The 11,369-nt window shown below is 71.9% G+C and carries 11 protein-coding genes; 4 read left to right on the forward strand and 7 right to left on the reverse strand.

Annotation, left to right across the window (positions count from 1 at the left end; genetic code table 11):
* The first annotated feature begins 52 nt into the window (after positions 1 to 52).
* Positions 53 to 376, forward strand: coding sequence for an STAS domain-containing protein (locus tag ACWGJ5_RS05315; protein WP_228623601.1), 324 nt, complete (start codon positions 53 to 55; stop codon positions 374 to 376).
* A 317-nt stretch (positions 377 to 693) separates the two neighbouring features.
* Complete coding sequence (locus ACWGJ5_RS05320; protein ID WP_453308722.1) at positions 694 to 3,111, forward strand: ATP-binding protein; 2,418 nt, start codon at positions 694 to 696, stop codon at positions 3,109 to 3,111.
* Positions 3,112 to 3,167: 56 nt separating this feature from the next.
* Here the strand turns inward: ACWGJ5_RS05320 and nucS are convergent, their stop codons facing one another.
* A complete protein-coding gene (gene nucS, locus ACWGJ5_RS05325) occupies positions 3,168 to 3,839 on the reverse strand; it encodes an endonuclease NucS (protein ID WP_453308441.1) in 672 nt (223 codons plus the stop codon).
* Positions 3,840 to 4,115: 276 nt separating this feature from the next.
* Between nucS and ACWGJ5_RS05330 the strand changes: the two genes are divergently transcribed.
* A complete protein-coding gene (locus ACWGJ5_RS05330) occupies positions 4,116 to 4,508 on the forward strand; it encodes an SCO5389 family protein (protein WP_355721006.1) in 393 nt (130 codons plus the stop codon).
* Positions 4,509 to 4,624: 116 nt separating this feature from the next.
* Here the strand turns inward: ACWGJ5_RS05330 and ACWGJ5_RS05335 are convergent, their stop codons facing one another.
* Positions 4,625 to 5,653: an LLM class flavin-dependent oxidoreductase gene (locus ACWGJ5_RS05335; protein WP_453308442.1), complete on the reverse strand. Its 1,029-nt coding sequence runs from the start codon at positions 5,651 to 5,653 to the stop codon at positions 4,625 to 4,627.
* A 222-nt stretch (positions 5,654 to 5,875) separates the two neighbouring features.
* Here ACWGJ5_RS05335 and ACWGJ5_RS05340 point away from each other — a divergent pair, with 222 nt between their 5' ends.
* Entirely contained in the window at positions 5,876 to 6,208 is a 333-nt protein-coding gene (locus ACWGJ5_RS05340; protein WP_453308443.1) for an ATP/GTP-binding protein, read from the forward strand.
* Between the two features lie 19 nt (positions 6,209 to 6,227).
* Here the strand turns inward: ACWGJ5_RS05340 and ACWGJ5_RS05345 are convergent, their stop codons facing one another.
* The 5 genes from ACWGJ5_RS05345 to ACWGJ5_RS05365 form a co-directional block, all read right to left on the reverse strand.
* Positions 6,228 to 7,115 carry an ABC transporter permease subunit gene (locus tag ACWGJ5_RS05345; RefSeq protein WP_453308444.1) on the reverse strand — a complete coding sequence of 296 codons (888 nt, stop codon included), beginning with the start codon at positions 7,113 to 7,115 and terminating at the stop codon, positions 6,228 to 6,230.
* Positions 7,112 to 8,503, reverse strand: coding sequence for an ATP-binding cassette domain-containing protein (locus ACWGJ5_RS05350; RefSeq protein WP_453308445.1), 1,392 nt, complete (start codon positions 8,501 to 8,503; stop codon positions 7,112 to 7,114). Before ACWGJ5_RS05350 ends, ACWGJ5_RS05345 begins: the two co-directional genes overlap by 4 nt.
* A gap of 100 nt (positions 8,504 to 8,603) precedes the next feature.
* Complete coding sequence (locus tag ACWGJ5_RS05355; RefSeq protein ID WP_453308446.1) at positions 8,604 to 9,371, reverse strand: ABC transporter permease; 768 nt, start codon at positions 9,369 to 9,371, stop codon at positions 8,604 to 8,606.
* 5 nt (positions 9,372 to 9,376) lie between these two features.
* Positions 9,377 to 10,330 (reverse strand): ABC transporter ATP-binding protein, encoded by a 954-nt coding sequence (locus ACWGJ5_RS05360; protein WP_453308447.1) that lies wholly within the window; start codon positions 10,328 to 10,330, stop codon positions 9,377 to 9,379.
* Positions 10,331 to 10,431: 101 nt separating this feature from the next.
* A complete protein-coding gene (locus tag ACWGJ5_RS05365; protein ID WP_453308448.1) occupies positions 10,432 to 11,367 on the reverse strand; it encodes a cellulose-binding protein in 936 nt (311 codons plus the stop codon).
* Positions 11,368 to 11,369: the final 2 nt, after the last annotated feature.

Raw genomic sequence — 11,369 nt, forward strand, 5'->3', positions numbered from 1 at the left:
CAGACGTTGCAACGTCACGGAGTACGCCAACCGCACTCAACGGGGAGCGCATATGCATATCAGGGGCGACCATGCCGAGCTGGTCGTCGGGGGCCGCCTCGACGTCCGCAGCGCGGCGGACGCCCGTACGGCCCTGCACTCGGCCGTCGACGACGGCGTCGGCGACCTCGTCCTCGACCTGTCCGAACTGGACTCCTGGGACGCCACCGGACTCGGGGTGATCATGGGGGCCCACCGGCGGGCCGGCCGCCGCGGCCGCCGTCTGGTGCTGCGCGGCGTACCGCCGCAGATGCAGCGCCTGCTGGTGGCCACCCGGCTGCACCGCATCCTCGCCATCGAGGGCGGCATCGGGGTGGAGTCGCTGCCACGCGTGTGAGGTTCGTGCGCGTGTGAGGCACGTACGGGTGTGAGCCGGGCGGAGACTCCTGCGGCCGGCGAGAGGCGGGCGCAGCCGTCGAAGCGCCCGACAGGGGCAATCCTCACCGGACTGTGATGTCTCGGACCGCACGGCACCCCGCCCTGTCGGAGATACTGAGCGAAGGTTTAGGGTTCGGTCGCCCGCCGCCTCGCAACCCTCGACCGAGCGGGCCCGGACCAGAAGCGACAGCGCGGTGTGCGACGAAGCCGGGAGGGGCCGGAATCCGGGCACACGACGCTTTTGGGGGGTTTGAACCCATGGAACCCATGGATCCCATGGACCCGATCAACCGGGGACCCGAGGAGCACGCTCAGGCGGCGAGCCGTCGTCCGCCCCGGGAGTCCCTCACCTCGGACTTCGGTCAGAGCACGCCCGCGCTCGCGCGTACGGCGCACGTCGTGACCGGCGACCTGTTGCTGACCGTGAACCCCGTCGACGGCAGCGAGATAGAGCCCTGCCCGCCGGTCGAGCGGCCGGAGCGGCCCCGCAAGCGCACCGCCGCCGAGCGCGCCGAGGCCGAGCGTGCCGCCCGGCCCCCCGTGCCGCCCGGTCCCGCCCAGCCGGCACGCTCCCTGCTGGAACGCCAGGACGAGCGCGAGCGCCTGGTCCGGCTGCTGGCCCGCGGCCGTTCCGTACGGCTCACCGGGCCCGGCGGCTCCGGCCGTACCGCCCTGCTGGACCTGGTCGCCGAGGACTGCCTGGACCTCGCCCCCGACGGCGTGGTGCGCCTGAACGGCTTCCACCGCACGGCGAGCGACCTCCTGTACGACCTCTGCCATGCCGTGTACGACGCCCCGCGCCACCGCCCCGATCCGGACGAACTGCACGCCCTGGTCCGCGAGATCGGCGCGGTCGTCGTCCTGGACGACATCGAGTTCGGCGGCGCCGCCCTCGACGAGTTCCTCGACGCCACCCCCGAGTGCGCGTTCCTGATCGGCGCCACTCCCGACGTGCCCGCGCCCTCCGACACGTCCGAGGTCGAGGAGGTCTTCCTCGGCGGTCTCGACCGCGCCGCCGGCGTGGAGATCCTGGAGCGGACCGTCGGCCGCGTCCTCACCGAGGAGGAGGCCAACTGGGCCGGCGACCTGTGGTTCGAGTCCGAGGGACTGCCGCTGCGGTTCGTCCAGGCCGGCGCCCTGCTCCGGCAGCGCGACGAACTGCGGGCCAGCACGGGAGCCGTGGACGAGTACGGCGTCTTCGAGGACGTACGCGAACCGGCCGAGTTGTCCCTGGAGACGGCGGACGAGGTCCCCTTGCCGTCCCTCGGCGAGGCCGCCGCGCCCGCCCCGCTGCTCGCCTCCCGGCTCAGCGCCTCCGCGCGCGCCGCCCTGCGCTTCGCCGTCGCCCTCGGCGGCGAGGTGCCGCACCAGGCGCATCTGCCGGCGCTGATCGGCGACACCCACGCCGACGCCGCCCTCGGTGAGCTGGCCGCCTGCGGACTGGTCTCGCCGGTCGGCGGCCGCTTCCGGCTCGCGGCCGGTGTGCAGACCCAGCTGGAGGCAGCCGGGTACGCCGACGACGCCCCGGTCCAGGCGCTGGCCGCCGCCGAGCACTACGCCTGGTGGACCGGGCATCCGTCGGTCACTCCCGAGCGGGTGTGCGCGGAGGCGGACGCGGTCCTGGCCGCGCTCGCCGCGATCGTCCCGCTCCCGGCTCCGTCCACCGAGGGGGAGGAGAGCTGCGCGGTACGGCTCGCCCGTACGGCCGGGCCCGCGTTCGCCGCCGGGCTGCACTGGAACGCCTGGGAACGGGCCCTGCGCTCCGGCGCGGAGGCCTCCCGGCTGGCGCATGAGGTGTCCGAACAGGCTTATTTCCACCACGAGTTGGGTGTCCTCGCGCTCTGCTTCGGCCAGCTCGACCGGGCCCGCGCCGAGTTGGAGGTGTCCATCGGGCTGCGCGGGGCGCTCGCCGACAAGCGGGGCACGACCGCCGGGCGCCGGGCGCTCGCGCTGGTCGCCGACCGCTCGGGCGACGTGCCCGGGATCGCCGTGACCGCGTGGGAGGAGCTGCCGGAGGTACGGCACGAGGAGTCGGCGCCGCCGCCGTACGTGCCCCTCGGCGACCCCCTGGTCACGACCCGGTTCCCGGCCGCCCCGGAGCGGGGCGGGACCTTGCGGCGGCTGGCCCGCCGCAACCTCGTCGCGGTCGGTTCCGGGGCGCTGCTCGCCGCCGTGCTGGGTACGGTCGTCACGCTCGGCATGACGTCCAACGAGAACGCCGACAAGAATCCGGCCGGCAAGGTCGACGTCAACCCCTCGGCGAGCCAGGGCACGGACAACGGCACCCTGGGCGCCGACCCGAACCAGACCACGCCCGCGGGCGCCGGATCCCACCGGCCCACCAGCAGCCCGACGAACCCTGGCCCCGACGGCACCTACGGCACGACGGACGACCCGACGCCGTCCCAGCCGGCCACATCGCCTTCGGCCGACCCGAGCCACACCAAGGGCACGGGCAGCGGGGGCACGACGCCGACGCCGTCCAAGTCCAGGACGACCAGGCCTGGTTCACCGACGCCGACGAGGACGACACCCACGGGCACACCGACCTCGCCCTCGCCGACGTCCAGCTCGCCGACACCGACACCCACGACCCCGACGGCCACGAGCCCGGCCACGACGAACACCGCGAGCGGCCCGACGACGCCGGACAGCTCGGGGAGCGCCTCGCAGTCCTCCGGCTCGGTGATCTAGGTCATGTCCCGCCCGCCGCTGGACGGCGCGGCGGGACACGGATCAACGATCGCCGATCAGAACAGGCGGAGCTTGTCGTCCTCGATACCGCGCATGGCGTCGTAGTCGAGGATCCGGCAGTCGATGCCGCGGTCGGTGGCGAGGACGCGCGCCTGGGGCTTGATCTCCTGGGCGGCGAAGACGCCACGGACCGGCGCCAGGTGCGGGTCGCGGTTCAACAGGTCCAGGTAACGGGTGAGTTGCTCGACGCCGTCGATCTCGCCCCGACGCTTGATCTCCACCGCGACCGTCCGGCCGTCCGCGTCCCGGCACAGGATGTCCACCGGTCCGATCGCCGTCATGTACTCGCGGCGGATGAGGGTGTAACCCTCGCCGAGCGTCTCGATGCGGTCGGCGAGCAACTCCTGCAGGTGCGCTTCCACGCCGTCCTTGATCAGACCCGGATCCACGCCGAGTTCGTGCGAGGAGTCGTGGAGGATCTCCTCCATCGTGATGATCAGTTTCTCGCCCGCTTTGTTGACGACGGTCCACACGCCCTCGTCCTCACCCGCGCCCTCCTTCAGCGTGCAGGGCGGCGACATCCAGTTGAGGGGCTTGTAGGCCCGGTCGTCGGCGTGGATGGAGACGCTGCCGTCCGCCTTGACCAGGATCAGGCGGGGCGCCGAGGGCAGGTGGGCGGTGAGTCGGCCGGCGTAGTCGACCGAGCATCGGGCAATGACGAGACGCATGGTCGGCAACGCTACTCGACGCCCCTCGGTGCGCGCGATTCGCCCGCCCTGCTCCCGATCGATCGTCCCAATTGTCCCTGGAAACTCTTGTTCATCCCTGGCCGATTGTGCCCGTAACGGGACCGTTCCATATACGCATTCTGCTGGTGTGGTCACCGACGGTTGCCTACCGTAGTGAACGGGAGGTCGCCGCATATGTACTGAGCGTGTTCGAAATCGCGAACTCCCTTACCTGTCCGGCAACCCCTGCTCTTCGGGGGTGCGAGAGGAGTACCCATGTCGCTCGACGTCTCACCGGCCCTACTCGAACAGGCCGAGCGAGGCGAGGTCGACGAAGCAGAATTCGTCGACTGCGTCCGGACCTCCCTGCCCTACGCATGGGAGATGATCAGCTCCCTGGTGGCCCAGCTGAAGGTCGACGGCGGAGCGTTCGCCGACAACCAGACGCCCCCGCCGGACGAGCAGGCACGCGGTCAGCTGCTGCGTGCGCTCGCGAGTGACGCCATCCGCGGCGCCCTGCAGCGGCACTTCGGTGTGCGGCTGGCCTTCCAGAACTGCCACCGGGTGGCGGTGTTCCCGCTGGACGCCTCGGTGGACGAGACGTTGGCCCGCTTCACATCGGTACGCAGCCAGTTGCTGAACCAGTCGCCGGAGCTTCGGGACTGCTGACGGGGCAGTCCCGGTACGGCAGACGTTGTGAGCCGCTAGCTTGCCGCTCCATCCGCGGGAGGTGCATTCAGTGCTGGGGCGGCAAGCCCTCATGACGGCCGGTGAGTTGCGGCGGGTCAGCGCAGCTGGGGCAGCACCTCGGCGCCCAGCCGCCGCAGGTTCTCCTCCGTCGCGGCGAGGTCGCCCGAGCCCTCCACCAGGAGGGCGAAGCGGGAGATGCCGGTGCGCTCCGAGGTGGCCGCGAGCCGGTCGGCGGCCAGCCGCGGGGTGCCGACCGGGTGCAGTCCGCAGAGCAGTTCGGTGTAGGCGTAGGGGTCGCGCATCGCGCGGACCCGGCCGTCCACCGTCACATGCGCCTCCAGCCCCTGCTTCAGCCAGCCCGGCATGGCCTTCAGCAGCGTCTCCGCCGCGTCCGTGCGCCGGTCGGCGAGCTGGCACACCCCGGCCGAGACATGCGCGGCGCCCGCGATCTCCTCGCCCGGTCGGCCGGCCGCGCGGGCACAGCGTTGCCAGAGGGCCACCATCTCGGCCTTTTCCTCGTCCCCGACGTGCATGCCGAGCAGCATCGGCAGCCCGCGCTCGGCGGCCAGCCGTACGCTCGCCGGGGAGGTGCAGGCGACGACGACCTCGGGGCCCGGGGTCTCCGTGAGCGCCTCCGACGGGCGGGGTACGACCGGCACCTCGCGGAAGCTGAACCGTTCGCCGGACGCCGACACCCGTGGCTCGCGCAGCCAGCGCAGCAGCAGATCGAGTGACTCCGGGAACCCGTGTTCGTACGCCTCCAGGCCCGCGCCGAAGACCTCCAGGTCCACCCAGGGCCCGCCGCGGCCCACGCCGAGGGTGAACCGTCCGCCGCTCGTCAGGTGCAGCAGCGCGGCCTGTTCGCCGAGGGCGACGGGGTGGGCGGTGGGCAGTACGCTGACCGCCGTGCCGACCCGGATGCGGCTGGTGCGGCCGAGCAGCAGCGCGGCAAGCGTGACGGCGGACGGGCATGTGCCGTACGGCACGAAGTGGTGCTCGGCCAGCCACACGGCGTCCAGCCCGGCCTCCTCGGTGACCTCCGCCGAGCGGACCGCCCGGTGAAGGGCCTCCCCGGGGCCCTGGCCCGGGAACTGGGCGCCCAGCACAAAACTTCCTACGTACATCGCATTTCCTGCTTCCTTGGCTCCGACTCGGAGCTCCCCCACCCGGCATAACCGTCTGACACGTGCCCAGGACACGGCCTCGCGGAGAGATTTGCGGATTGTCTGCAGAATGGGTCGTCCTGGAGGGGGACTTGTGCGGGTTGGTTCCGTACGCGTACCCCGCACGGCGGCGCGTAGGCTGGATACAGCCCGTGCTTCCTGTATAGCCCCGAGAGGTGTCCCGTGTCCCCGCGTCGCAACCGACCGAACGCAGCCGGATCGTCGGGCCGGAGCGCCGAGGACGACCGGACCGGCCGGTACGGCGGCTGGCAGTCGACCGAGAACTGGCAGGGCGAGGACTGGAGCGTGCGCCATGTCGCCGGGTCGAGCGCGGAGGGCAAGACCTATCGCTGCCCGGGCTGCGACCAGCTGATCGCCGCCGGGGTCCCGCACGTGGTGGCCTGGCCGGAGTACGCGGGCGTGGACGACCGCCGCCACTGGCACAAGGCGTGCTGGAACGCGAAGGACCGCCGCACCACGCGGGTGCAGCGGTCCCGTAACGCGCCGAAGTTCTAGCGGCCGTCCGGCAGCGGCCTCACACGTCCCGCTTCTGCAGCAGCGCGAAGGCACCGGCGAACGCGACCGCCGACAGGCCCAGCATGATCCACAGCGGGTCCCAGCCCGTGGGGCCGGACCTGCTCAGGGAGTTGTCGTAGAAGCAGCTCATCTGGCTCGGGATGGAGTACTCCAGCAGCCACTGCCGCACCTTCTCCAGGGACTGCGAGGCCATGAACAGCGCGATCACCAGCGGGGCCAGCACCGTGCCGATCATGATGGTGATGGCGCCCGCGGAGTGCCGGATGATCGAGCCGACGAGCAGCGAGAACAGGCCGAGCAGCGCGACGTAGAGGCTGATGCCGACGGTCGCCTTGAGCCAGTCGCCGGCGGAGGGGGTGCGCGCACCGCCGACGTCCTTCAGCATCGACGCGTGGATCATGGCCACGAAGCCGGACGTGGCGAGGGTGACGACGAAGGCGACGACGAAGAACACGATCGCCTTGGCGGCGAGCACCCGGCTCCGGCTCGGGCACGCGACCATCGTCGTACGGATCATGCCGGTGCCGTACTCCGAGGCCGTGGTCAGCACGCCGAGCGTGATGATGCACATGCTGCCGAGGAGCAGGCCGAAGAACCCGAACTGCAGCGGGTTCTGGTCCGACATGCTCTCCGCGCCGGAGTTGGACCTGACCAGCGAGGCGGACAGCAGGCCGATCCCGAGGACGAGGACCACGAACACGCCGAGCGTCCACATCGTCGACCGCACCGACTTGATCTTGGTCCACTCGGAGGCCAGCGCGTGCCCGAGATGGGTGCGCACGACCGGGATCGGCGAGGTGTAACCGGGGTACGGCCCGCCGGGCGCCGCCTGCCAGTCGGGCGCGGCGGCCGGGGCCTGCGGCATCGGGGGCTGGTGGGTGCTCATCGGGCGTCCTCGGGCTTGGTCAGGTCGGCGGGGGCGGTGGCCGGGGCAGCAGCGGCGGGCGCCTGCTGCGGCGGCACCGGGACCGGCGGCTGGTCCTGCGGGGCCGGAGCGGCCTGCGGGGCGGCGGGGGCCGGCGGCTGCGCCTGCGGGGCCTGCGGGGCGGCTGCGGCGGCCGAGGCCGCGCCCAGTGCCAGCGTCTGCGGCGCCGGGACGCCCTGCGGGGCGGAGCCGGGCTGCTGGGCCTGCTGGGCGTACGGGTTGGCCGTCTCGGTGCCCGGGGCGGCCGGCGTGCCGTAACCGGGCGGCTGCGGGGCGCCGTACGGGCCCGCGGGCGTCTGGGGCATCGCGAAGGCCTGGCCGCCCTGCTGGGGCGGCGGTGGGGCGTACCAGCCGGGCTGGCCCTGGCCGGGCACCGGCATGGGCGGCTGGGCGCCCGGCGGCAGCGGCTGCTGCAGGCCCGCCTTCTGGTCGACGGTCGAGCGGTAGTCGACAGCGCCCTGCGTCATCCGCATGTACGCCTCCTCCAGCGAGGCCTGGTGCGGCGACAGCTCCCACAGCCGGACGCCCGCCTCGTGCGCGAGGTCGCTGATCCGGGGCAGCGGCAGCCCGGTCACGCGCAGCGCGCCGTCCGGCTCCGGCAGCACGTGGCCGCCCGCCTCGGCGAGCGTGGTGCCGAGCTTCTCGCGCAGCTGCGGCTCGGTGTCCGGGGTCCGCACCCGGGCGAAGTCGGCGGAGTTGGCCGAGATGAAGTCCTTCACACTCATGTCGGCGAGCAGCTGGCCGCGCCCGATGACGATCAGGTGGTCGGCGGTCAGCGCCATCTCGCTCATCAGGTGCGAGGAGACGAAGACCGTACGGCCCTCGGCGGCCAGGGCCCTCATCAGGTTGCGGACCCAGAGGATGCCCTCGGGGTCGAGGCCGTTGACCGGCTCGTCGAACAGCAGCACCTGCGGGTCGCCGAGCAGCGCGGCGGCGATGCCGAGACGCTGGCCCATGCCGAGCGAGAAGCCCTTGGAGCGCTTGCGTGCCACGTCCTGAAGGCCGACGACGCCGAGCACCTCGTCCACGCGCCGGGCCGGGATTCCCGACAGCTGGGCGAGGCTCAGCAGGTGGTTGCGGGCGGTCCGGCCGCCGTGTACCGCCTTGGCGTCCAGCAGCGCGCCGACCTGGCGGGGGGCGTTGGGCAGCTTGCGGTACGGGTAGCCGCCGATCGTCACCGCCCCGGACGTCGGATTGTCCAGCCCGAGGATCATCCGCATCGTCGTCGACTTGCCCGAGCCGTTCGGCCCGAGGAAGCCGGTGACGGCACCCGGCCGCACCTGGAAGGAAAGGTTGTACACGGCGGTCTTGTCGCCGTAGCGCTTGGTCAGGCCGACAGCCTCGATCATGCTCCGCACCCATCGAAAGGTTCAGGACAGCGGGGACCCGCCCCCGTAAGGGTTAGGAGGATATCGGGGCGCTGACGGTTCCGCCCAAGAGAAAGTAAAGCTATGCGTCCCGGTTCTTGAGCACTGCGTAACCGCCGGCGAGCGCGGCGATCACCCACAGCACCATGATCCCGAGCCCGCCCCAGGGCCCGTACGGCGTGTCGTCGGCCCTCGGCACCACCCGCATGATCCGGCTGCCCGCCTGGTCCGGCAGGAACCGGCCGAGCTTCTTCGTCGCGTCGACGTTGCCGAGGATGTTGGAGATCAGGAAGAAGAACGGCATCAGGATGCCGAGCGACAGCATCGGCGAGCGCAGCATCGCGGCGACGCCCATGGAGAACATCGCGATCAGCGTCATGTAGAGCCCGCCGCCGAGCACCGCGCGCAGCACACCGGGGTCGCCGATCCGCGCCCCGTGCGGGCCGAGCATCGCCTGGCCGAGGAAGAACGCGGCGAAGCTCGTGGCCATGCCGACCACGAGCGCGAGCGCGCCGGCCACCGCGATCTTGCCGAACAGGAAGGTCGCACGCTGCGGTACGGCGGCCAGCGAGACCCGGATCATGCCGGTGCTGTACTCGTTCGAGACCACCAGCACACCGAACACGATCATGGCGAGCTGGCCCAGGCTCATGCCCGCGAAGCTGACGTAGGTCGGATCGAACGACAGCCGGTCCTGCACCGGCATCGAGTCGAACTGGTTCCGCGAGAGCGCGGAGATGAGCAGTCCGAGGGCGATGGTGACCACCACGGCCAGCGAGAGCGTCCACACCGTGGACGCCACCGACCGGATCTTGGTCCATTCCGACCGGATGACCTGTGCGGCTGCCATGGACGTCAGGCCCTCCTCCAGTCGGCGCCCCAGTCCCGCGGGGCGGGCTCCGGCCCGGCGTGCGCGTGGTACTCCACCGCCTGGGCCGTCAGCTGCATGAACGCCTCCTCGAGCGAGGCCTGCTGGGGGCTCAGCTCGTGCAGCACGATCCCGTCGCGCGCCGCGAGCTCACCGATCCGCTCGGCCTTGCCGCCCGCCACCTCCAGCGCACCCCCGCCGGCCTCCACGACGGTGATCCCGTCCTCGTGGAGCACATCGAGCAGCCGCTCGCGCTGCGGAGAACGGATCCGGACGCACGACCGCGAGTTCTCCCGGATGAAGTCGGCCATGGACGTGTCCGCGAGCAGTCGTCCCTGCCCGATGACGACGAGGTGATCGGCGGTCAGCGCCATCTCGCTCATCAGGTGGCTCGACACGAACACCGTCCGCCCCTGCGCGGCCAGCGATTTCATCAGGTTCCGGATCCAGTGGATGCCCTCCGGGTCCAGCCCGTTGACCGGCTCGTCGAACATCAGGATCCGCGGGTCACCGAGCAGCGCCGCGGCGATCCCCAGCCGCTGCCCCATGCCGTAGGAGAACCCCTTGGCCTTCTTCCGTGCCACGGCGGTGAGCCCGACGGTGTCGAGCACCTGCGCCACCCGGGCCCGCGGGATCCCGTTGCTCTGCGCGAGACACAGCAGATGGTTGTAGGCACTGCGCCCGCCGTGCACGGCCTTGGCGTCCAGCAGCGCGCCGACGTACGTCAGCGGGTCCTTCAGCTGCCGGTAGTGCCGGCCGTCGATACGCACGTCGCCGGCGGTGGGGTGATCGAGCCCGAGGACCATGCGCATGGTCGTGGACTTCCCGGCCCCGTTGGGCCCGAGGAACCCGGTCACCATCCCGGGCCGCACGGCGAAGGTGAGCCCGTCGACCGCCACCTTCTCGCCGTACCGCTTGGTCAGCCCCTCCAGCTCGATCATGCGGCCACGCTAGGACGAGCGGAAGCCCCCTGCCACCGGAAGTGACAGGGGGCTTCCCCATGCTCAGTGAACGTACGCGTGCCGACGGCGCACGCGAAGCGTCACCGGGACTGCTGCGCCGGCACCCCACGGGAGATGGGCTCGTCGTCGCCCGGCGTGCCCGCGGCGGCGACAGCGGCGCCCGTCAGCGTCGCCAGCATCTCGCGGACGTTGGTCAGCTGGGCGTTGATCGAGTCGCGGCGGTTGGTCAGCGCGGCGAGCTCGCGCTCGGATTCCGAGCGGATGCGGTCGGCCTTGGCGTTGGCGTCGGCCACGATGTCCTCGGCCTGACGCTGGGCCGTCTCCACCGTCTGGCGGGCGCGGCGCTCGGCGTCGGTGCGCAGCTTCTCCGCCTCCAGGCGCAGCTGCTCGGCGCGGTGCTCGATCTCCGCCAGCCGCTTCTCGGCCTTCTGCTGACGCGAGGCCAGGTCGCGCTCGGACTGCTCGCGGCGCTTGGCGAGGTTCGTCTCGAAGTCGGCGGCGGCCTGCGCGGCCTTGGCGCGGGTCTCCTCGAAGAGGGCGTCCGCCTCCTCGCGCTTGGACTGCGCGTCCTTCTGCGCCTCGGTACGCAGCTGGGCGGCGTCGCCCTTCGCCTTCTCGACGATCCGGATGCCCTCGTCCTCGGCCTTGGCCTTGCGCTCGGCGGCGTAGGACTCCGCGTCGTTGCGGACCTGCTGGGCCGCGGACTCGGCGAGGTCGCGGTGCTGTTCGGCCGCCCGGCGGGCCTCCTCACGCAGCTCCTTGGCCTCTTCCTCGGCCAGGCGCAGGATCTTCTCGACCCGGGCACCGAGACCCGCGTACGACGGCTCGGCGTCGGTGACCTGGGCCTGGGCGTTCTGCGTCTCGAGGTGGAGCTCCTCGATGCGCTTCTCCAGGGCGGTGATGCGGGCGAGAGCGCTGTCACGGTCGGAGACGAGCTTGGAGATACGTTCGTCCACCTGAGCGCGGTCGTACCCACGCCGCACAAGCTCGAAGCCGTAGGGGGAAGTGTCGCTCATGG

The organism is Streptomyces sp. NPDC054783, from assembly GCF_053611725.1.

Coding starts and splice junctions, on each gene's coding strand:
- ACWGJ5_RS05335 (WP_453308442.1), bottom strand. CDS start 5,653: ATGTACGTAGGAAGTTTTGTGCTGGGCGCCCAGTTCCCGGGCCAGGGC.
- nucS (WP_453308441.1), bottom strand. CDS start 3,839: ATGCGTCTCGTCATTGCCCGATGCTCGGTCGACTACGCCGGCCGACTC.
- ACWGJ5_RS05315 (WP_228623601.1), top strand. CDS start 53: ATGCATATCAGGGGCGACCATGCCGAGCTGGTCGTCGGGGGCCGCCTC.
- ACWGJ5_RS05360 (WP_453308447.1), bottom strand. CDS start 10,330: ATGATCGAGCTGGAGGGGCTGACCAAGCGGTACGGCGAGAAGGTGGCG.
- ACWGJ5_RS05330 (WP_355721006.1), top strand. CDS start 4,116: ATGTCGCTCGACGTCTCACCGGCCCTACTCGAACAGGCCGAGCGAGGC.
- ACWGJ5_RS05365 (WP_453308448.1), bottom strand. CDS start 11,367: ATGAGCGACACTTCCCCCTACGGCTTCGAGCTTGTGCGGCGTGGGTAC.
- ACWGJ5_RS05320 (WP_453308722.1), top strand. CDS start 694: ATGGACCCGATCAACCGGGGACCCGAGGAGCACGCTCAGGCGGCGAGC.
- ACWGJ5_RS05355 (WP_453308446.1), bottom strand. CDS start 9,371: ATGGCAGCCGCACAGGTCATCCGGTCGGAATGGACCAAGATCCGGTCG.
- ACWGJ5_RS05350 (WP_453308445.1), bottom strand. CDS start 8,503: ATGATCGAGGCTGTCGGCCTGACCAAGCGCTACGGCGACAAGACCGCC.
- ACWGJ5_RS05345 (WP_453308444.1), bottom strand. CDS start 7,115: ATGAGCACCCACCAGCCCCCGATGCCGCAGGCCCCGGCCGCCGCGCCC.